Annotated in this window: 20 protein-coding genes; 11 read left to right on the top strand and 9 right to left on the bottom strand. The window is 72.6% G+C overall.

Annotated elements, in window-relative coordinates:
• Positions 1-11 precede the first annotated feature (11 nt).
• Positions 12-1,535 (top strand): DHA2 family efflux MFS transporter permease subunit, encoded by a 1,524-nt coding sequence (locus BUE29_RS17855; RefSeq protein ID WP_073391783.1) that lies wholly within the window; start codon positions 12-14, stop codon positions 1,533-1,535.
• Between the two features lie 17 nt (positions 1,536-1,552).
• On the opposite strand, the gene BUE29_RS22600 is transcribed toward BUE29_RS17855, so the two are convergent.
• On the bottom strand, positions 1,553-1,705 hold the full coding sequence (locus BUE29_RS22600; protein WP_159440897.1) for a hypothetical protein: 153 nt from the start codon (positions 1,703-1,705) through the stop codon (positions 1,553-1,555).
• Positions 1,706-1,795: 90 nt separating this feature from the next.
• Here BUE29_RS22600 and BUE29_RS17850 point away from each other — a divergent pair, with 90 nt between their 5' ends.
• The 4 genes from BUE29_RS17850 (at position 1,796) to BUE29_RS17835 (ending at position 6,533) form a co-directional block, all read left to right on the top strand.
• Positions 1,796-3,208 carry an NAD(P)/FAD-dependent oxidoreductase gene (locus BUE29_RS17850; RefSeq protein ID WP_073391782.1) on the top strand — a complete coding sequence of 471 codons (1,413 nt, stop codon included), beginning with the start codon at positions 1,796-1,798 and terminating at the stop codon, positions 3,206-3,208.
• A gap of 1 nt (position 3,209) precedes the next feature.
• Positions 3,210-4,226 carry a zinc-binding metallopeptidase family protein gene (locus BUE29_RS17845; RefSeq protein ID WP_073391781.1) on the top strand — a complete coding sequence of 339 codons (1,017 nt, stop codon included), beginning with the start codon at positions 3,210-3,212 and terminating at the stop codon, positions 4,224-4,226.
• 178 nt (positions 4,227-4,404) lie between these two features.
• On the top strand, positions 4,405-5,370 hold the full coding sequence (locus BUE29_RS17840; protein WP_073391780.1) for an SDR family NAD(P)-dependent oxidoreductase: 966 nt from the start codon (positions 4,405-4,407) through the stop codon (positions 5,368-5,370).
• A gap of 185 nt (positions 5,371-5,555) precedes the next feature.
• Complete coding sequence (locus BUE29_RS17835) at positions 5,556-6,533, top strand: type IV toxin-antitoxin system AbiEi family antitoxin domain-containing protein (protein ID WP_159440896.1); 978 nt, start codon at positions 5,556-5,558, stop codon at positions 6,531-6,533.
• A gap of 81 nt (positions 6,534-6,614) precedes the next feature.
• Here the strand turns inward: BUE29_RS17835 and BUE29_RS17830 are convergent, their stop codons facing one another.
• Together BUE29_RS17830 and BUE29_RS17825 are read right to left on the bottom strand one after the other, a co-directional pair.
• Positions 6,615-7,463 (bottom strand): ROK family protein, encoded by an 849-nt coding sequence (locus tag BUE29_RS17830; protein ID WP_073391778.1) that lies wholly within the window; start codon positions 7,461-7,463, stop codon positions 6,615-6,617.
• Positions 7,464-7,494: 31 nt separating this feature from the next.
• Positions 7,495-8,691 (bottom strand): acyl-CoA dehydrogenase family protein, encoded by a 1,197-nt coding sequence (locus BUE29_RS17825; RefSeq protein WP_073391777.1) that lies wholly within the window; start codon positions 8,689-8,691, stop codon positions 7,495-7,497.
• Between the two features lie 158 nt (positions 8,692-8,849).
• Here BUE29_RS17825 and BUE29_RS17820 point away from each other — a divergent pair, with 158 nt between their 5' ends.
• The 5 genes from BUE29_RS17820 to BUE29_RS17800 all read left to right on the top strand — a co-directional run bounded on the left by BUE29_RS17820 (position 8,850) and on the right by BUE29_RS17800 (position 13,986).
• Positions 8,850-9,836, top strand: coding sequence for a family 43 glycosylhydrolase (locus tag BUE29_RS17820; protein ID WP_073391776.1), 987 nt, complete (start codon positions 8,850-8,852; stop codon positions 9,834-9,836).
• A 132-nt stretch (positions 9,837-9,968) separates the two neighbouring features.
• Entirely contained in the window at positions 9,969-11,027 is a 1,059-nt protein-coding gene (locus BUE29_RS17815) for an HpcH/HpaI aldolase/citrate lyase family protein (protein WP_073391775.1), read from the top strand.
• A 169-nt stretch (positions 11,028-11,196) separates the two neighbouring features.
• Complete coding sequence (locus BUE29_RS17810) at positions 11,197-12,060, top strand: HpcH/HpaI aldolase/citrate lyase family protein (protein WP_234971510.1); 864 nt, start codon at positions 11,197-11,199, stop codon at positions 12,058-12,060.
• 62 nt (positions 12,061-12,122) lie between these two features.
• Complete coding sequence (locus tag BUE29_RS17805; RefSeq protein ID WP_073391774.1) at positions 12,123-13,391, top strand: magnesium transporter MgtE N-terminal domain-containing protein; 1,269 nt, start codon at positions 12,123-12,125, stop codon at positions 13,389-13,391.
• Entirely contained in the window at positions 13,384-13,986 is a 603-nt protein-coding gene (locus BUE29_RS17800; protein ID WP_073391773.1) for a DUF1003 domain-containing protein, read from the top strand. The genes BUE29_RS17805 and BUE29_RS17800 overlap by 8 nt, the downstream gene beginning before the upstream one ends.
• Here BUE29_RS17800 and BUE29_RS17795 read toward each other — a convergent pair.
• The 3 genes from BUE29_RS17795 to BUE29_RS17785 are packed head-to-tail and all read right to left on the bottom strand — an operon-like array spanning position 13,969 to position 15,412.
• On the bottom strand, positions 13,969-14,277 hold the full coding sequence (locus BUE29_RS17795; protein WP_073391956.1) for an AzlD domain-containing protein: 309 nt from the start codon (positions 14,275-14,277) through the stop codon (positions 13,969-13,971). The two genes, BUE29_RS17800 and BUE29_RS17795, sit on opposite strands and share 18 nt — an antisense overlap.
• The gene (locus BUE29_RS17790) at positions 14,274-14,942 is read right to left on the bottom strand and encodes an AzlC family ABC transporter permease (protein ID WP_073391772.1); all 669 of its coding nucleotides are present in this window, start codon (positions 14,940-14,942) and stop codon (positions 14,274-14,276) included. Before BUE29_RS17790 ends, BUE29_RS17795 begins: the two co-directional genes overlap by 4 nt.
• On the bottom strand, positions 14,939-15,412 hold the full coding sequence (locus BUE29_RS17785; RefSeq protein WP_234971509.1) for a MarR family winged helix-turn-helix transcriptional regulator: 474 nt from the start codon (positions 15,410-15,412) through the stop codon (positions 14,939-14,941). The genes BUE29_RS17790 and BUE29_RS17785 overlap by 4 nt, the downstream gene beginning before the upstream one ends.
• Positions 15,413-15,451: 39 nt before the next feature.
• On the opposite strand from BUE29_RS17785, the gene BUE29_RS17780 reads away from it, so the two are divergent.
• Positions 15,452-16,582 carry an Mrp/NBP35 family ATP-binding protein gene (locus tag BUE29_RS17780; protein WP_073391954.1) on the top strand — a complete coding sequence of 377 codons (1,131 nt, stop codon included), beginning with the start codon at positions 15,452-15,454 and terminating at the stop codon, positions 16,580-16,582.
• Between the two features lie 8 nt (positions 16,583-16,590).
• On the opposite strand, the gene BUE29_RS17775 is transcribed toward BUE29_RS17780, so the two are convergent.
• From BUE29_RS17775 to BUE29_RS17765, 3 genes are all read right to left on the bottom strand, one after another.
• On the bottom strand, positions 16,591-17,238 hold the full coding sequence (locus BUE29_RS17775) for an SDR family oxidoreductase (RefSeq protein WP_073391953.1): 648 nt from the start codon (positions 17,236-17,238) through the stop codon (positions 16,591-16,593).
• Positions 17,239-17,340: 102 nt separating this feature from the next.
• On the bottom strand, positions 17,341-17,844 hold the full coding sequence (locus tag BUE29_RS17770; RefSeq protein ID WP_234971517.1) for a sec-independent translocase: 504 nt from the start codon (positions 17,842-17,844) through the stop codon (positions 17,341-17,343).
• A gap of 3 nt (positions 17,845-17,847) precedes the next feature.
• Complete coding sequence (locus BUE29_RS17765) at positions 17,848-19,527, bottom strand: trypsin-like peptidase domain-containing protein (protein WP_073391770.1); 1,680 nt, start codon at positions 19,525-19,527, stop codon at positions 17,848-17,850.
• Positions 19,528-19,609 lie beyond the last annotated feature (82 nt).

Genomic DNA, 19,609 nt, shown 5'->3' with positions numbered 1-19,609 from the left:
CAGGAGTCGTCATGAGGACCTCGTCGCGCTGGGTCGCCCTGGTGGTGCTGTGCGTTGCCGAACTGCTGGTGAGCATCGACAACACCATCGTCAACGTCGCACTGCCGAGCCTGGCCCGGCAGCTGTCGGCGTCGACCTCGGGGCTGCAGTGGATCGTCGACGCCTACACGCTGGTGTTCACCGGGCTGCTGCTCGTCGGTGGACATCTCGGCGACCGGCTCGGCCGCCGCCGCGCGCTGCTCGTCGGGCTGGTCGGGTTCGGTGCCGTCTCCGTCGGGGCCGCCACCACCGACTCGCTGGCCGGGCTCGTCTCGGCCCGTGCGGTCATGGGCGCGTTCGCGGCGCTGATCTTCCCGGCCACGCTGGCGATCGTCACGAACATCTTCACCGAGACGAGGGAACGGGTCGCCGCCGTCGGCATCTGGAGCGCGGTGGCCGGCGTCGCCGTCGCCGTCGGCCCGGTCAGCGGCGGCTGGCTGCTGGAGCACTTCAGCTGGCACTCGGTCTTCTGGGTGAACGTCCCGCTCGCGGCGGTCGCCGTCCTCGCGACGGTGCGCTGGGTGCCCGAGTCGCGCGCCCCGCACGCCGGCGGCTTCGACCTGGGCGGCGTCGTGCTGTCCGTGGCAGGTCTGACCACGCTGGTGTGGACGGTGATCGAGGGACCCCACCACGGCTGGACGTCCGGAGCGAGCCTGGCCGGCTTCACCGCCGCCGCCGCGTTGCTGGCCCTCTTCATGGTCCACGAGCGCCGCGTCGTCGCGCCGGTGCTCGACGTCACGCTCTTCGCGAACCGCCGGTTCAGCGCCGCCGCCGGCGCCATCTCGGTCGCGTTCTTCGGACTCTTCGGCTTCATCTTCCTGGTCACCCAGTACTTCCAGGCGGTCAAGGGCTACGGGACGCTGGCGGCGGGGGTGCGCACGCTGCCGTTCGCGATCGTCATCGGCGCGCTGTCGCCCGTCGCGCTGCAGGTCGCCCAGCGCATCGGCACGACGGTCGTCGTGACCGGCGGCCTGGTGCTGATGTCGGGTGGTTTCGCACTGGCCAGCACGGCGCAGGCCGACTCGCCGTTCTTCGGTCGCATCATCGCCTCGATGGTGCTCATGGCGGCCGGGCTGGCGCTGGTGAGCGGGCCGGCCACCGAGGCCATCATGGGTGCCCTGCCGCTGCACCAGGCCGGCGCCGGCTCGGCCGTCAACGACACCACCCGCGAGCTGGGCGGCACGCTGGGCGTCGCCGTGCTCGGCTCGGTGCTCGCGTCGTTGTACGCGAGCCGGGTGTCCGACACCGCCGCGGCGCTGCCCTCGGGCGTCCGCGACACGGTGCGCTCCTCGGTCGTCGGCGGGCTGGACGCCGCCGCCGCGCGGCGTGACGCCGGGCTGGCCGACGCGGTCCGGCAGGCGTTCCTCGCCGGGATGCACGACGCGTCGCTGGTCGCGGCCGGCGCCACGCTGGTCGGCGCGGCGATCGTCGCGGTGGCCCTGCCCGCCCGCGCCCGTCCGGCGCAGGACGCCCCGCCGGTTCCGCTCGCCGTCTGACCCGGCCGGCCGACAGCTCAGCCGAGGAACTCGCGCAGCGCCCGGGCGGTCTCGTCCGGGCGCTCCTCGGGCAGGAAGTGCCCGCGGTCGAGGGCGGCGGCGGCGACGTCGTCGGCGTACCGCCGCCAGATCGCCGCGACGTCGTACCTCGCGCCGACGAAACCCCGCACGACGTGTCGCTCACAGCGCCACTATCGCGTGCCACCCGCCGGGTACACCGTTCCACGAACCCGAGACTCCCGCCGGAAAGGCAGATCACGATGACGACCACGATGTCCCGCCGCCACCGCGTGGTGGTGATCGGATCGGGCTTCGGCGGCCTGTTCGCGGCCAAGCGCCTCCGACGTGCCAACGTCGACGTCACGCTCATCAGCAGGACGACGCACCACCTGTTCCAGCCGCTGCTCTACCAGGTGGCCACCGGCATCCTGTCCGAGGGCGAGATCGCGCCGTCCACCCGCGAGATCCTCAAGCGTCAGGAGAACGTGCAGACGCTGCTCGGCGACGTGTCGGCCATCGACGTCAACGCCCGCACGGTGACCTCCGAGGCCGGCGGCGTGCGAACCGTCACCGCCTACGACTCGCTCATCGTGGCCGCGGGCGCCACCACCAGCTACTTCGGCAACGACGACTTCGCGACCTACGCCCCCGGCCTCAAGTCGATCGACGACGCGCTCGAGCTGCGCGGCCGCATCCTGTCCGCGTTCGAGTTCGCCGAGCTGGAGCAGGACGAGCGGATCCGCGACGAGTGGCAGACCTTCGTCGTGGTCGGGGCCGGCGCGACGGGCGTCGAGATGGCCGGTCAGATCAGCGAGCTCTCGCACCGCACGCTGCGCAACGACTTCCGCGCCATCGACCCGCGCCGCTCGCGCATCGTCCTCGTCGACGCCCTCGACGACGTGCTGGGCAGCTTCGGCAGCAAGCTGTCCAACAGCGCCGCGCACCAGCTGGAGAAGCTGGGCGTCGACGTGTGGCTCAGCGAGAAGGTCGTCGAGGTCGACGAACGCGGCATCACCGTCGAGGACAAGTCCGGCCTACGCACGCGCATCCAGTCCCGCACCGTCGTGTGGGCGGCGGGGGTCAAGGGCTCCGACCTCGCGAACAGCCTCGCCGCGCAGACCGGTGCCGAGCTGGACCGCGGCAACCGCATCAAGGTGCAGGGCGACTGCACCCTGCCCGGCCACCCCGAGGTCTACGTCATCGGCGACATGATGTCGCTCAAGGGCTACCCCGGCGTCGCGCAGGTCGCCATGCAGCAGGGCAAGTACGCCGCCGACCAGATCAAGCGCCACATCGGCGGCAAGGCCCGCGCCGAGGACTTCCACTACTTCGACAAGGGCAGCATGGCGACGATCAGCCGGTTCAAGGCGGTCGCCAGCATCGGCGACCGGCTGCGCTTCGGCGGCGTGATCGCCTGGTTCCTCTGGCTCGTCATCCACGTGCTCTACCTCGTCGGCTTCAAGAACCGGGTGACGACCGTGCTGCACTGGGCGGTCAGCTTCCTCGGCCGCGGTCGCAGCCAGCGCACGACGACGAACCAGCAGCTGGTCGGCCGCAACGCCGTCCGGGCCGCGCAGCTGCCCGACAACGCCGACCCCGCGCTGGCCGAGCGTGACGAGCGAACCGAACGCGACCAGGCTGCCGACCGTCCGCAGCCGGCCGCGAAGGGCTGACGTGCGCGCCTTCGCCTGCCCCACCTGTCGCAGCCTGGTCTTCTTCGACAACGACGTCTGCCTGACCTGCGACACCGTGCTCGCCTACGACCGACCGTCCCAGCAGCTGGTCGCCCTCGACGGCCGCGACCGGTGTCGCAACGCCGTGCTCGCCCACTGCAATTGGCTGCCCGAGCACGACGGGTACTGCGGCTCGTGCCGGCTCACCCGGACCCGCCCGAACGACAACGACCCGGCGGGCCTCGCCGCGTTCGCCGTCACCGAGGCCGCCAAGCGCATGCTTGTCTTCCAGCTCGACCACCTGGGACTGCCCACGACACCACGGTCGGAGGATCCGGAGGGTGGCCTCGCGTTCGACCTGCTGTCGAGCGCGAACGAGCACGTCATCACCGGGCACGCGTCCGGCATCGTGACCATCGACCTCGCCGAGGGCGACGACGCGCACCGCGAGGCCATGCGCGTCGACCTCGCCGAGCCGTACCGCACGATGCTCGGGCACCTGCGCCACGAGATCGGGCACTGGTACTGGGAGGTCCTGATCGACGGCACGCCCTACCTCGACCGGTTCCGGGACCTGTTCGGCGACGAGCGCGCCGACTACGCCCAGGCCCTCGAGGAGCACTACGGCAAGGGCACGAGCACCACGGACTGGAAGGACACCCACGTCAGCCATTACGCGGCGGCGCACCCGTGGGAGGACTGGGCCGAGACCTTCGCGCACTACCTGCACATCCGCGACACCACCCAGACCGCGGCCGAGTGGGGCGTGCACACCGACGGGCCCGACCTCGACCTGTCGGTGGCCTGGGACGCGACGCTCGACGTCGACCCGGTGGAGGACCCGCACTCCTTCGACGAGCTCGCGCGGTCGTGGACGGCCCTGCAGCTCGTCCTCAACGCGTTGAACCGCAGCATGGGCAAGGACGACCTGTACCCGTTCGTGCTCACGCCGCCGGTGCTGGAGAAGCTGCGCTTCGCGCACAACGTGATCACGTCGCAGCGCCCGGTCGCGGCCTGATCCGGCGCCGACGAGGCCCGTCGACGATGACGGGCCCGCATCGGCGACACTGCCGATGCGGGCCCGGGAAACGGACATCGTCCGCGTTTCCACAATGTAACGGCTGTCACAGGCAGGGGCAAGGCCTACCCGCCCGTAGGGTGACGAGCATGTCCGTCACCGGCCGCACGGTCCGCCGATGAGCCGCGCGCTGCGCCCGCTCCTGCCCGTCGTCGACACCCTGCTCGACCGCGCCGTCGTGCCCGGCTACTCCAAGCTCGGGTATGCGCTGCGGCGGTCGTGGTGGGACGCCGACCTGCCGGCGGACGCGCTGCTCGGGCACTGCGTCGTCGTCACCGGCGCGAACTCCGGGCTGGGCCGGGCGACCGCGGCCGGGGCGGCGCGGCTGGGCGCGACCGTCCGGATGCTGTGTCGTGATCTCGGGCGCGGGCAGCGGGCGCGCGAAGAGATCCTGGCCGACTGCCCCGACGCGACCGTCGTGGTCGACGAGTGCGATCTCAGCTCGCTGAAGTCGGTGCGCGCCGCGGCGGCCCGGTTGCGCGACGAGCTGCCCTCGCTGCGCGGGCTCGTCCACAACGCGGGCGTGATGCCGCCCGAGCGCACCGAGACCGACGACGGCCACGAGCTCACGGTGGCGACGCACGTCCTCGGCCCGCACCTGCTCACCGCCGAGCTGCAGCCGCTGCTCGCCGCCGACTCCGACGCTCGCGTCGTCTTCGTGTCCTCCGGCGGCATGTACACGTCGCGGTTGCGTACCGACGACCCCGAGTTCCACGAGGGCACGTACGGCGGCGCCGCGGCGTACGCCCGGACGAAGCGGATGCAGGTCGTGCTCGCCCAGCTGTGGGCGCAGCGACTGCCCGGGGTCGGCGTGCACGCCATGCATCCGGGGTGGGCCGGCACGCCGGGGATCACCGACTCGCTGCCGCGGTTCGCCCGCCTCGTGGGGCCGATCCTGCGCTCGGCCGAGCAGGGCGCCGACACCGCGGTGTGGCTGCTCGGTGCCCCCGCCGCGGGACGGACGTCCGGGCTCTTCTGGCACGACCGGCGGCCCCGCCCCACGTCCTACCTGCCGTTCACCCGGTCCACTCCGCAGGAGGCGGAACGGCTCTGGGACTACTGCGCGGTCGCGACCCGGGGCTGAGCGGGCAGGGCTCGGCCCCATCCCCGCGCGGGCGCGGGCTTGGCCCCATCCCCGCGCGGTCAGTTGATCTCCATTGCCGCGCTGGCATGGGGCCAACCGCGGCGCCAGCCGCGCGGGCATGGGGCCAACATGGCGCCTGTGGACAACGCCGCGGACGCGGTCGCGTCCTGTGTCACCGTGCCTGCGTGCGTCCGCCTCCCGCCGTCAGCCTCGCCCAACACGGCGTGTTCACCAGCGCGCAGGCCCTGGCCGACGGGTGGACGTCCCATGCCCTGCGGCACGCCGTCGCATGCGGTGCGCTCCGCCGCATCCGCGCCGGCGTCTACGCGACCCCGCCCGTGCCCGGTGACCCGCATCACGTCGCTGTAGCGAACCTGCGGCAGGCGGCCACGGCGTTCGCGCTCACCAATCCGGCGGTGCCCGTCAGCCACACCGCCGCCGGCGCGCTCCTCGGCGTGGAGCTGCTGGACGTGCCCGTCCACGTCTGCGCGTCGTTCCGGCGAGGAGGGCGAGGCCCGATGTCCGGTGTGCACCGACATCGCGGCCGCCTCGGGCCGTGGGACGTCGGTCGCTGCGGTCGTGTGGCGCTGACGAGCGCCGCCCGCACCGTGCTCGACATCGGACACGAACACGGCGCCGACGCCGCCATCACCGCGGCCGATTCGGCGCTGCGGCTCGGTGCCACCGACCGCGCCCGGCTCGACGCGGTCGTCCTGGCCACCGCGGCCTGGCCGGGAATCGCGGCGACGCACGAGGCCCTCGCGCTGGCCGACGCTTCCGCCGAGTCGGCGCTGGAGTCGATCAGCCGGCTGCGGATGGCCCGCGCCGGGCTACCGATCCCGCAGGCGCAGGCCACCGTCCTCGACCGCCGCGGCGCGTTCGTCGGCCGGGTCGACTTCTACTGGGACGAGTTCGGTGTCGTCGGCGAGGCCGACGGGCTGCGCAAGTACAGCAGTCCGGCCGCGCTGTACGACGAGAAGCGTCGCCAGGAACGACTCGAGCAGGCTGGGCTGATCGTCGTGCGCTGGGGTTGGGGCGACCTGGCCACCTTCGACGTCGTCGCGCGACGGCTGCGGGCCGCGTTCGCACGCGGGTCGCGACCCGATCGCGCGGTGCGGCGCTGGCGGGTCCGCGCCTGGCCCCATGCGGGGGCGGTCAGTTGATCTCCGTGGCCGCGCCGGCATGGGGCCAACCGCGGCGCCAGCCGCGAGGGCATGGGGCCAACCGCGGCACCAGCCGCCCGGTCAGCCGGCGCGGGACGCGTGGACGGCGGCGCCGACGAGCGCGGAGTGGTCGGAGTCGACGACGACGCGGACGGGCGGCAGCGCCCCCGCCCCGGCACGGAACGGCGGCTCCAGCACGTCCCAGGACGCCGCGATGGAGCCGCCGACGACGAAGAGGTCGGCACCGAAGGCGGCGAGCCGCGGCCCCAGCACCGACCCGAGCACGGTGTAGGAACGCGCGACGACGTCACGGGCGGTCGCGTCGCCGTCGCGCGCCAGCGCGGTGATCTCTCGGACGTCGGCCGCCGGGTCACCGCCCGCCGCGGTGAAGGCCCGCCGCAGTGCCCGTCGTGACACGACGTCCTCGAGCGGCGCCCCGTCGACGGTGACGGTGTGGATGCGCCCGCCGCGAGGGTCACCGGGGTCGGCCACGACGCCGCCGACCAGCCAGCCCGATCCGATGCCGGTGCCCAGCGTCATGCCGACGCACCGCCCCGCGCCCCGGGCAACGCCGGCCGCCCACTCCCCCAGCACGAAGGCGTCGGCGTCGTTGAGGAACACGACGTCGGCCCGCAGCCGCGCACGCAGCGCAGCACCGACGTCGACGCCGTCCAACGCGGCGAACTTGGCGACGCCGGCGAAGTTGCCGATGCCGGCGGCGTAGTCGAACGGGTCGGGCATCGCGACGCCCCACACGCCGGCCGGCGGGGCGTCGACCGAGCCGGCCGCGGCGACGAACGAGTCGAGCAGCACGTGCTCGGGCGCGTCGGCGTCGACGTCGGCGCGCGCGGTCCGCACGACGCGCCAGGTGGCCGGGTCGACGACCGCGGCGCTGACGTGGGTCCCGCCGACCTCGAGTACTCCGATCACGGCCGGAAGGTTACTGAGCCGTATCGCCGGGCTAGACGCGGTACTCCTTGAGCAGGCCGCGGCTGATGATCGTCTTCTGGATCTCCGACGTGCCCTCGCCGATGAGCAGGAACGGCGCCTCGCGCATGAGCCGCTCGATCTCGTACTCCTTGGAGTAGCCGTACCCGCCGTGGATGCGGAACGACTCCTGGGTGACCTCGGCGCAGTACTCGGACGCGATGAGCTTGGCCATGCCGGCCTCGACGTCGTTGCGGGTGCCGGCGTCCTTGAGCCGGGCGGCGTTGACCATCATCAGGTGCGCGGCCTCGACCTTGGTCGCCATCTCCGCCAGCTTGAACGCGATGGCCTGGTGCTCGGAGATCGCCTTGCCGAAGGTCTTGCGCTGCTGGGCGTAGGCGACCGCGAGCTCGAACGCGCGGATCGAGATGCCGCAGGCCCGGGCGGCGACGTTGACCCGGCCGACCTCGACGCCGTCCATCATCTGGGCGAAGCCGCGACCGCGAGCGTCCGCGCCGCCGAGGATCGCGTCGGCCCCCACCCGGACCCCGTCGAGGATCATCTCGGTGGTCTCGACGCCCTTGTAGCCCATCTTGTCGATCTTGCCGGGGATGGTCAGGCCGGGCCGGGTCTCGCCGAAGCCGGGCTCCTTCTCGATCAGGAACGTCGTCATGTTCCGGTAGACCGAGTCGGCGCCCTGGTCGTCCTTGACGAGGGTGGCAACGACGCCCGCGCGCGCCCCGTTCGTCAGCCACATCTTCGAGCCGTTGACGACGAACTCGTCGCCCTCGACGACGGCGCGGCTCTTGATGGCCGAGACGTCGGAGCCGAGGTCGGGCTCGCTCATCGAGAACGCGCCGCGCACCTCACCGGTCGCCATCTTGGGCAGCAGCCGCTGCTTCTGCTCGGGGGTGCCGTGCTGCGCGACCATGTACGCGACGATGAAGTGGGTGTTGATGACACCCGAGACCGACATCCAGCCGCGGGCGATCTGCTCGACGACGAGCGCGTAGGTCAAGAGCGACTCGCCGAGGCCGCCGTACTCCTCGTCGATCATGAGGCCGAACAGCCCCATCTCCTTCATGCCCTCGACGATGGCCTCGGGGAACTCGTCCTTGTGCTCGAGCTCGTTGGCGTAGGGCAGGATCTCCTTGTCGACGAACGTCCTCACCGCCGACAGGATCTCGGTCTGGACGTCGGTGAGTCCGGCGGTCTGGGCAAGGCGAGCCATGCGAGTCCTCCTGGTCGGTTGGCCCGAGTATCGCGCACCCGGCCGTCCCCTCCACCCGATCGCGGGCGTCGGTGACGCACCTCGCACGGGCCCGACGGCCGCGGACCGGGCAAAGGTCCCCATCGCCAACGGGACGGGCGGTCGGTAGACACCCGGGCATGAGACGACCACTGACGCTCGTTGCCACCGGTCTCGTCACCGCCGCCCTGTGCGCGGCGCCGGCGCTGACCGCCACGGCCACCGCGGCTCCCGCCAAGCACATCAAGGCCGTGACCGCCGGGGACTTCCCCGATCCCGGCTTCGCCAAGTTCGGCACCTACTACTACATCTACAAGACCGGTCAGGGCTTCGGCGAACGCACCTCGGTGTACCCGAACCGGCAGTACGCGCCCGCCCGCACCTCGATGCCGAAGGTACCGGCCTGGGTCGGCAAGGCCTCGGACGGCAAGCGACACCTGTGGGCACCGCACGTGTTCGCCATGACCTACAAGGGCAAGGCGCTCTACGTCATGTACTTCAACGGGTACTCGCCGAAGAAGGGCGCGAACTGCCTCGGCATCGCCACGTCGCGGTCGCCCAGCAGCAACTTCAAGGCCCAGTCGAAGGCCGTGCTGTGCGCGAAGCAAAAGGGGTACGAGGCCATCGACCCGTCGGCCTACCGGGCCAAGGACGGCAAGCGCTACCTGATCTACAAGATCAACTACCGGAACAAGAGCGGCTTCGACATCCGCGCCGTGCAGATGGACAGCGCCACCGGGACGAAGCGGGTGGCCAAGGTCGCGAGCCGCAGCCTGGCCGCGCCCAAGGCCCGCATCGAGGCGCCGTCGGTCATCTCGCACGGCGGCCGGGTCTGGCTGTTCGTCTCGCGCAAGGACTACCAGGACTGCTCCTACTCGACCGAGGCCTGGTCGGCACCCACGTTGTGGGGTGGACACTTCAAGCCCGTCCGCACCGTGATGAACCGCGCGAACACCGGTCTGTGCGGGCCCGGTGGCGCCACCGTCCTGCAGGACGGCAAGACGACGCGCATCGCGTTCCACGCCTACGTCGACAAGAACAAGAACGGCGTGAAGGACTCGAACACCCGCCGCGCCTGGGTCGGCGTGCTGAAGTGGAACAGCAAGGGCCAGCCCTACCTGTACTGACCGTCCAGCTCGTCCCCGGTCCCGGGTCGGAATCGACCCGGGACCGGGCAGGCGAGCAGTGGCCGCATGTGAGCCGGGCCATTCGGGGGCGACTGCTACGTTCCGGAAACGTCGCCGTCCGAGAGGGAGAGCATGCGTACCGCCAAGGACTTCTTCACCCCGCTGGCCGTCGGAGCCCCGGCCCCGCTGCGCGAGATCCCGGCCCGGCCGTCTCGCGCGATCCACTTCTTCGACCCCAGCAACGCCAAGATGGCGGCGAAGATCCCCGACATGGTGGGCACGGTCGACGTCCTGCTCGGCAACCTCGAGGACGCCGTCAAGGCCGAGAACAAGGAGGCCGCCCGCCACGGCCTCGTCGAGATCGCCACGAACACCGACTTCGGCCCCACCCAGCTGTGGACGCGCGTCAACGCGCTCGACTCGCCGTGGGTGCTCGACGACCTGACGACGCTGGTCACCGAGATCGGGCACAAGCTCGACGTGATCATGGTCCCCAAGGTGCAGGGCGCCGAGGACATCCACTACGTCGACCGGCTGCTGGCCCAGCTCGAGGCCAAGGCGAAGCTCGAGCGGCCCATCCTGGTGCACGCGATCCTCGAGACGGCGCGCGGCGTGGCGAACATCGAGGAGATCTGCGGCGCCTCGCCGCGCATGCACGGCCTCTCGCTGGGGCCGGCCGACCTCGCCGCCGACCGCCGCATGAAGACCACCCGTGTCGGCGGCGGCCACCCCGGCTACCTGGTGCGGCAGGACCCGACCGGTGGCGACATCGACGCCGACCGTCCCACCTACCAGCAGGATCTCTGGCACTACACGATCGCGCGGATGGTCGACGCGTGCGCGATGCACGGTATCTACGCGCACTACGGCCCGTTCGGCGACATCGCCGACGTCGTCGCGTGCGAGGACCAGTTCCGCAACGCCTACCTGCTCGGCTGCGTCGGCGCGTGGAGCCTGCACCCCAAGCAGATCGCCATCGCCAAGAAGGTCTTCAGCCCGAGCGTCGAGGACGTCGAGCACGCGCGTCGGGTCGTCGCCGCCATGGGCGACGGCACCGGGGCCGTCATGCTCGACGGCAAGATGGAGGACGACGCCTCGACCAAGCAGTGCCTGGTGATGGTCGAGCTCGCCGAGCGGCTCGCCGCCGTCGACCCCGAGCTCAAGGCGCAGTACGACGCGATCGAGGCATGAGCCCGTCCCCGTGTCCCCGTCCGACCGACTGGCGACTTCGTCCGTTGACTGGCGACTTCGGGCGCGACTGGCGAGCTATAGCTCGCCAGTCGCGTGACATCTCGCCAGTCAACCTCCCAAGTCGCCAGTCGACGTACCAAGTCGCCACTCAATCGAAAGAGGTGTCCGCGTGAGCGGGTTCCGGCCGCGCCGTTCGGTGCTGTACATGCCCTCGTCCAACGCCAAGGCACTGGAGAAGGCGAAGGGTCTCGCCGCCGACGCGATCATCCTCGACCTCGAGGACGCCGTCGCCCCCGACGCCAAGCCCGCGGCCCGCGAGGCCGCGGCGGCCGCGGCCGCGAGCGGCGAGTACGGCCGCCGCGAGCTGACGATCCGCGTCAACGGCATCGGCACCGAGTGGCACGACGACGACCTCGCCGCGGCCGCGCAGGCCGGCCCCGACGCCGTCGTCGTCCCGAAGGTGAACAGCGCCGACGAGGTGCGCGCCCTCGTCGCCGCGCTCGAGCGGGCCGGCGCACCCGAGCGCACCAAGCTCTGGGCGATGATCGAGACGCCGGTCGCCATCCTGCACGCCGAGGAGATTGCCCGGGCCTCGGGCCGGTTGACCTGCTTCGTCCTCGGCACCAACGACCTGGTGAAGGAGCTCTACGCCGAGCACGTGCCCGGCCGCGCCCCCGTCCTCACCAGCCTGTCCCTCGCCGTGCTCGCCGCCCGAGCGGCCGGCATCGCGATCCTCGACGGCGTCTACAACGACGTGAAGGACGTCGACGGCTTCCTCGCCGAGTGCCGGCAGGGCCGCGAGCTCGGCTTCGACGGAAAGACGCTCATCCACCCCGGTCAGCTCGACGGCGCCAACACCACGTTCGCGCCGTCGGAGCAGGCGGTCGAGGAGGCCCGCGGCATCCTCGCGGCGTGGGAGGACGGCGCCGGCTCCGGCGTCGTCACCTACAACGGGCGCATGATCGAGAACCTGCACGTCGCCACCGCGCAGCGCACGCTCGCCGTCGCCGACGCGATCGCCGCGCTCGACTGACGCGCGGCGACATCGCTCGGGCGGTCCGGCCGGCCGGCGAGCGCTACGGCTAACCTCGTCGGGTGAGTTCCGGCGACCGTGTCTTCGTCGCCCGGCTCGCCGGCATCGAGGTCTTCGACCCGTCCGGCGATCAGCTGGGCAAGGTCCGCGACGCCGTCACGATGTTGCGCGCCGACCGACAGCCGCCGCGGGTGATCGGCCTGGTGGTCGAGGTCGCGCAGCGGCATCGCATCTTCGTGCCGATGGGACGGGTCACCCGCATCGAGGTCGATCAGGTCGTCCTCGCCTCGGGGACGATCAACATGAAGCGCTTCGACCGCCGCACCAACGAGGTGCTGGTGCTCGCCGACCTGCTCGACCGCACCGTGACCCTGCGCGACGGCCAGCAGCGCGTCACCGTCGTCGACGCCGGCATGGAGACCAACCGGTCACGCGACTGGGTGATCTCGCGGCTCGCGGTCCGTACGCAGACGGCTCGCCTCGCCCGGCGCCGCGGGCAGCTGTCGCAGGTCGAGTGGAACGAGGTCGCGGGCCTCACGCTCTCCGAGCCGCACGAGCAGAGCGAGAGCCAGGGCACCGACGCCGTGCTCGCGGTGCTGTCCGACCTGCGCGCCGCGGACGTCGCGGCGGCGCTGACGGACATGACCCCCAAGCGGCGGCTCGAGATCGCCACCGCACTGGACGACGAGCGGCTCGCCGACGTGCTGCAGGAGATGTCCGAGGACGACCAGGTGGAGCTCGTGCGGCAGCTGGCCGACGAGCGCGCCGCCGACGTCCTCGAGGCGATGGACGACGACGACGCGGCCGACCTGCTCGGCGACCTGCCCGCCGCCGACCAGCAGCGGCTGCTCGGGCTGATGGAGCCCGAGGAGGCCGAGCCCGTCCGCCGGCTGATGACCTACGCCGACTACACCGCCGGTGGCCTGATGACCTCCGAGCCGCTCATCATGCTGCCCGACGCCACCGTGGCCGAGGCCCTCGCCCGCATCCGCAACCCCGAGCTCTCGCCCGCGGTCGCGGCGCAGGTGTACGTCGTCCGGCCGCCGCAGGGCACGCCGACCGGTCGCTTCCTCGGCACCGCGCACGTGCAGCGCCTGCTGCGCGAGCCGCCGTCCTCGCTCGTCAGCGGCCTCTGCGAGAAGGACACCGGCTCGCTGCGCCCCGACTCGACGATCGACGAGGTCACCCGTCACCTCGCGACGTACAACCTCGTCGCCGTCCCCGTCGTCGACGAGCACGAGCGGCTGCTCGGCGCGGTGTCGGTCGACGACGTCCTCGATCACCTGCTGCCCGAGGGGTGGCGCGACGACCGGGCCGAGGCCCATGGCTGAGCGGCGCGGGCGGCCCGAACGCGCCCGGCTGGACCAGCCCCGCGCGGAGCGTCGCGGCCCGCGCGTGCGCTTCGACGCCGAGGCGTTCGGCAAGCTGACCGAGGCCATCGCGCGCTTCCTGGGCACCGGCCGCTACCTCGTCGTCCAGACGGTGATCATCGGCGTCTGGCTCATCGTGAACCTGGTGCCCGGCATCCCGCACTTCGACGCATACCCGCTCGGCTTCCTCACGCTGGTCCTGTCGCTGCAGGCGTCCTACGCCGCGCCGCTGATCCTGCTCGCCCAGAACCGGCAGGACGATCGCGACCGCGTCAACCTCGACGCCGACCGCGAGGAGGCGCGCGAGTCGAAGGCCGACCTCGAGTACCTCGCCCGCGAGATCGCGGCGATCCGCATGGCGCTCGGCGAGGTCGCGACGCGCGACTTCGTCCGTTCGGAGCTGCAGCGCATCGAGGACCGCGTCGACGACATCAAGGCGCCGAAGAAGGAGCGCAAGAAGCGCGACGCCGGTGGCGAGACCGTCGAGACCGTCGAGCCCGTCGAGACGGTCGACGCGGCCGAGACCGCCGACACCGCCTCAGCCGAGCAGGCGTAGCAACGCCGCGGTCGCGGCCGCGGCGAGCACGACGACCAGGAACGGCGCCCGCCGCCACACCGCGAGCGCACCCGCGGCGACGCCGGCCAGCCGCGGGCCGTCGAAGTCCCACCGGCGGCCGTCGGCCACGGCCTGCACGACCACGAGCGCGGCGAGCAGCGCCACCGGCAGCAGCTCGACCACCCGGCGCACCCGCGGCCGCGCGAGCACGTCCGCGGGGACGAGGTAGCCCGCGACCTTCTCCAGGTAGCAGCCCAGCGCGGTCGCCGCGACGAGCACCCACAGCGTCATCGTCGCCACCGTGGCTCGGTCGCGAGCAGCAGCGCGGCGCACGACGCGAGCACCGGGACGCCCGGCGGCGTGAAGGGCACGAGCACCCCTGCCACGAGCGCGCCCGCGACGGCGATCCGCTTCTCCAGCGCCCCGGCGCGCAACCGCGGCGCGAGCAGCGCGAGGAACGCCGCCGGCACGACCGCGTCCAGCCCGAAGTCGGCCGGCTCGACGATCGAGCCGACGAGCGCCCCGGCCAGGGTGGTGAGGTTCCAGCAGGCGAAGACCCCGCCGAAGGTCCACCAGAACGCCACGCGCGCGTCACGCGGGCGCGCCTGGCCCACCGCCATCGCGGTCGACTCGTCGATCGTCCCGTGCGCGGCGAGCAGCCGGCGGGGGCCACGGACGCCCAGCAGCGGGGCGAGGCGCATCGCGTAGAGCGTGTTGCGCGAGCCGAGCAGCAGGCCGCCGGCCAGCGCCGCCAGCACGCTCCCCCCGCCGGCGACGACGCCGACCACCGCGAACTGCGTCCCGCCGGTGAAGGCGAGCAGCGACAGCAGGCAGCTCTGCAGCACCGACAGCCCGGCCGCGACCGAGGCCGCGCCGAACGCGAACCCGTACGAGCCCACCGCCAGGCCGACCCCCAGCGAGTCGCGGACGACGGGATCGAGGCGGCGCCGCGTCACTCCGGCTCGGCGCTCAGCCGGCCGAGCAGCGTGCCGAGCGTGCGCAGCTCGTCGTCGGTGTAGTGCGTGAGCCAGTGGTCGCGCACCCCGGCGAGGTGCACCGGCGCCGCGGCCCGCAGGGCCTCGAACCCGGCCCGGGTCAGCACCGTGAACGTGCCGCGCGCGTCGTGGGCCGCCCGTTCGCGTCGGACGTACCCCTCGTTCTGCAACCGGTCGACCACGCGCGTCAGCCCGGAGCGCGACAGCAGCACCCGATCGGCGAGCTGCGCCATCCGCAGCCGGTGGTTCGGTGCCTCCACGAGCTGCAACAGCACGTCGTACCAGCCGATGGGCAGGCCCGCGTCCACGAGCTCGCGTTCGAGCTTGCCGACGACGGTCGCGTGCGCGCGCAGGAAGGAGCGCCACACCCCGACGCGCCAGTCCGACGGTCGCAGCGGCGGGCCGGCGTCGGCCGGGTGCTGCGAGGTCACGATGCGAGATCCTACGAGACGCTCCGTACCATCGAGGACGTGTCACAGCCGATTGAGTCCGCCGTCCGCGAAGCCCTGGCCACGGTCGACGACCCCGAGATCCGCAAGCCCATCACCGAACTGGGCATGGTCGAGTCCGTCGCGATCCAGGAGTCCGGCCGGGTCGCCGTCGCCGTCCTGCTGACGGTGCCCGGCTGCCCCATGAAGGAGCAGCTGACCCGCGACGTCACGGCGGCCGTCAGTCGGGTCGACGGCGTCACCGGTGTGGACGTCACCCTCGGCGTGATGACCGACGCGCAACGCACGGCGTTGCGCGAGCAGCTCAAGGGTGACGCGCCGGCCAACGAGATCCCCTTCGCGCAGCCCGGATCGCGGACCCGCGTCTACGCGGTCGCGTCCGGCAAGGGCGGCGTCGGCAAGTCCTCGGTGACCGTCAACCTCGCCGTCGCGCTGGCCAGGAAGGGGCTCTCGGTCGGCGTCGTGGACGCCGACATCTACGGCTTCTCCGTGCCGCGCATGCTCGGCGTGACGACCCGGCCGACCCAGGTCGAGCAGATGATCGTGCCGCCGGTCGCCCACGACGTGAAGGTCATCTCGATCGGCATGTTCACGCCCGGCAACACCGCCGTCGTGTGGCGCGGGCCGATGCTGCACCGCGCGCTCAACCAGTTCCTCGCCGACGTCTACTGGGGCGACCTCGACGTCCTGCTGATGGACCTCCCGCCCGGCACCGGCGACATCGCGATCTCGGTCGCGCAGCTCGTCCCGTCCGCCGAGCTGTTGGTCGTCACCACGCCGCAGCTCGCCGCCCGCGAGGTCGCCGAGCGGGCCGGGTCCATCGCGCTGCAGACGCATCAGCAGATCGTCGGCGTCGTGGAGAACATGAGCTGGCTGGAGATGCCCGACGGCAGCCGGATGGAGCTCTTCGGCGCCGGCGGCGGGCAGGCCGTGGCCGACTCGCTCGCCACGTCGACCGGCACCACCGTGCCGCTGCTGGGCCAGGTTCCGCTCGACCAGCAGGTGCGCGAGGGCGGCGACGACGGCCTCCCGGTCGTCCTCAGCCGGCCGGACTCGCCCGCCGCGCGCGCTCTCGACGGCATCGCCGACGCGCTCGCGGCCCGTTCCCGCAGCCTGGTCGGCCGCTCGCTGGGGCTGACGCCCGTCCGCTGAGCAGGCGACTAGAGCGCCGCGAGCGCCTCGCCGATCGGGGTGTCGCCGGCGACCAGCTCGAACTGTCGGCCCACGGTGGCGGGCTCCTCGAGGCAGGCGAGGACGACGGCCGCGACGTCGTCGCGCGGGATCTTGGCGCGCTCGACCGTCTCGGCCACCCGAACGCGGCCGGTGGCCGGGTCGTCGGTGAGGCCGCCGGGCCGCACGATCGTCCAGTCGAGGTCGCTCGCGCGCACGGCGGCGTCCGCCTCGCTCTTGGCCCGCTTGTAGACCTGGTAGACGTCCTCGGAGTCCGCGTCGAAGTCGTCGGTGGCGATGGCCGAGACGAGGACGTAGCGGCTGACCCGCGCCGCCGCGGCGGCCCGCGCCAGGTTCACCGCGCCGTCGCGGTCGACGGTCAGCTTGCGTTCCGGCCCACTCCCCGGCCCGGCGCCGGCGGCGAAGACGACCGCGTCGGCCCCGACCAGCGCCGCGGCCACGTCGTCGACGGTGCGGGTCTCGAGATCCAGCACCACGGCCTCGCCGCCGGCCGCGACGACGTCGGCCTCGTGATCGGCGTTGCGGATCAGGCCGACGGCGTGGTGTCCCGCCGCGGCGAGGCGACGGGCGAGCAGCAGGGCGATCTTGCCGTGACCTCCGGCGATGACGACGCGCATGTCGAGTACCTGCCCGCCCTCGCGCCCGCTCTCACCCGTCACTTTTGGCGGCTGGACGCAGCATGCTGCGTCCAGCCGCCACAAGCGAGGGGAACCGGAGGCTCAGGTGACGTCGTCGTCGTAGCGCGGGCGGGGGCGGGGCCGCGGCCGGGTCGGCTTGTCGAACCGGACGCCGCCGGTGTGGTTGTCGCCGTCCACCCCGGCGACCCCCGGTGAGGCGGGATCGACCCGGTCCGCGTCGGCGTACGACGCCTTGGCCTCGCGCCACACCGCCCGCGGATCGGCGGCGCGCAGGTCGTCGTGGGCGTCGTCACCGAAGACGACGTCGCGCATCATCGTGCGCGGGTCGAACCGGGTGACGTCGTCGTCGTCGCCGAACACCATCCGCCGTACCGCGGTGCGGGGGTTCAGATTGCGCAGGTCGATGTCGGCGAACTCCGGGCCCAGCTCGTCGCGCAGCTGCTGGCGCGCACCGGTGGCGACGTCACGCAACGTACGCAGCATCGCGGCGGCGTCGCGGGCCAGGCCGGGGAGCTTCTCGGGGCCGATCACGACGATGCCGACGACGGCGAGCACCAACAGCTCCATCGGCCCGAGGTTGAACATCACTCACCCTTTGTCGAGCGTGACCGTCACCGTCTTCTTCTGCGTGGTCCCCTTACGGTAATACGTCAGGTCGATACGGTCGCCGGGCTTGTGTTGCGAGACGATGACCGTCAGCTGATCGAAGGTCTGGATGACCTGGCTGTCCGCGGCGACCACGACGTCGCCCTGCTTCAGGCCGGCCTTCGCGCCCGGCCCGTTCGGCGACACCTGCACGATGTAACCGCCGACCTGCTTGCCCGGCGTCGGCGAGACGACGGTCCGGCCCTGCAACCCGATCGCAGCGTGCTCGGCCTTGCCGGTGCGGATCAGCTGGAGTGCGATGCCGCGGGCGTAGTCGATGGGGATCGCGTACCCGATGCCGGTGATCGCCGTGCCCGAGCCGCCCGGGCCCACCGTGCCGAGCGCCGCGGCCGAGTTGATCCCGATGAGCGCGCCGCTGCCGTTGACGAGCGCGCCGCCGCTGTTGCCGGGGTTGATCGGGGCATCGGTCTGGATGGCGTTCAGATAGGCGCCGGAGCCGCCGTCCTCGCTGCTGACGTGCACGGGACGGTTCAGCGCCGACACGATGCCCGAGGTGACCGTGCCCTGCAGCCCGAGCGGCGAGCCGATCGCGATGACCGGGTCACCGACCGCCAGCTTCGCGGACTTGCCGAGCGTGGCGACCGTCAGGTCGTCGTTCGGCACGCGGATCACGGCCAGGTCGCTCTGTGGATCGTGCCCGACGATGCGGGCCTGCGCGGTCGCCTCGTTGCTGAAGGTGACGATGATGGTCGCGGCCGATCCGGCGCCCACGGCGCCGGCGATGACGTGGTTGTTGGTGAGGACGTCACCGGAGGAGTCGATGACCACGCCGGAACCGATCGAGAACTCGGTCTTCGTCGTCACCGAGATCGAGACGACGGCCGGCCCCACGCGCTTGGCGATGCCGGCTACCGACCCGGCCGGCCGGCTGATCGGTGTCTCGACCTGCGCGATGTTCGCGTCGGGACGGTGCAGCTCGTCGTCCAGCTTGTCGGTCAGGAAGTAGCCGACGGCACCGCCGATCGCGCCGGCCAGCAGCAGCACGAGCGCCAGCACCAGCGAGGTGCGCATGCCGAAGCGGACGCGACGGACGTTGTCGTCCTTGCCCGGCTCGTCGAGGTCCTCGTCCTCGCCGGCCTCGGCGAGCTCGTCCGGCGCGCTCTCGCTGTCCTCGTCCGGGCCGAGCTGGGCCGGGCCCGCCGGGCCGAACACGGCGCCGCGGCCGAGCCAGAACTGCGAGGACGGATCGCGCCACGGATCGCGACCGGCGTCGCTCTTCCACCAGGGCGACTCCGGGCCGCGGCCGCTCGGCGGCAGCCGGTCGCCCGGTGCCGGGTCGAACCCGTCCCGGGCGCCGGCGGTCTCGCCGAAGGAGTCGGCGAACGCCCGCGGGACGGGAGGGGGCGCACTGTGCTTGGGTACGAGGCGCTCGCCCGGCCCGGGCTCGAAGGCGTCCGCGCCGGCCGGTCGCCCGTAGGTGGCGCGCTCGTCGGGCGACACGGTGGGGGGCGGCGGTTGGTAGGCCTCGGGCGCGTCATGGGGCGCGAACCCGCCGCTGACGCCCGCGGGCCGGCCGTACGCGTCGTCTTTGGCGTCGGCAGCGTTGGGGGCGGCGGGCGGTTCGGGCGCGGCGTGCCTGCCCTCGTCGCTGCGCTCGGTCACGCGCCAACTCCCGTCCTGCTGCTCGGTCGATCCCGGTTCCCGTCGAGTCTGCCCCAGCGGCGGCGGCTGCGGACAGCCGGTG

The sequence above is a fragment of the Jatrophihabitans endophyticus genome, from assembly GCF_900129455.1.
GTDB classification, from domain to species: domain Bacteria; phylum Actinomycetota; class Actinomycetes; order Mycobacteriales; family Jatrophihabitantaceae; genus Jatrophihabitans; species Jatrophihabitans endophyticus.
This window is presented reverse-complemented; position numbering and strand designations above follow the sequence as displayed.

Bases quoted from the DNA above. Each gene is read 5' to 3' on its own strand.
- BUE29_RS17855 (WP_073391783.1), top strand. From the start codon at position 12: ATGAGGACCTCGTCGCGCTGGGTCGCCCTGGTGGTGCTGTGCGTTGCC.
- BUE29_RS17850 (WP_073391782.1), top strand. From the start codon at position 1,796: ATGACGACCACGATGTCCCGCCGCCACCGCGTGGTGGTGATCGGATCG.
- BUE29_RS17840 (WP_073391780.1), top strand. From the start codon at position 4,405: ATGAGCCGCGCGCTGCGCCCGCTCCTGCCCGTCGTCGACACCCTGCTC.
- BUE29_RS17825 (WP_073391777.1), bottom strand. From the start codon at position 8,691: ATGGCTCGCCTTGCCCAGACCGCCGGACTCACCGACGTCCAGACCGAG.
- BUE29_RS17820 (WP_073391776.1), top strand. From the start codon at position 8,850: ATGAGACGACCACTGACGCTCGTTGCCACCGGTCTCGTCACCGCCGCC.
- BUE29_RS17815 (WP_073391775.1), top strand. From the start codon at position 9,969: ATGCGTACCGCCAAGGACTTCTTCACCCCGCTGGCCGTCGGAGCCCCG.
- BUE29_RS17800 (WP_073391773.1), top strand. From the start codon at position 13,384: ATGGCTGAGCGGCGCGGGCGGCCCGAACGCGCCCGGCTGGACCAGCCC.
- BUE29_RS17795 (WP_073391956.1), bottom strand. From the start codon at position 14,277: ATGACGCTGTGGGTGCTCGTCGCGGCGACCGCGCTGGGCTGCTACCTG.
- BUE29_RS17775 (WP_073391953.1), bottom strand. From the start codon at position 17,238: ATGCGCGTCGTCATCGCCGGAGGTCACGGCAAGATCGCCCTGCTGCTC.
- BUE29_RS17770 (WP_234971517.1), bottom strand. From the start codon at position 17,844: ATGTTCAACCTCGGGCCGATGGAGCTGTTGGTGCTCGCCGTCGTCGGC.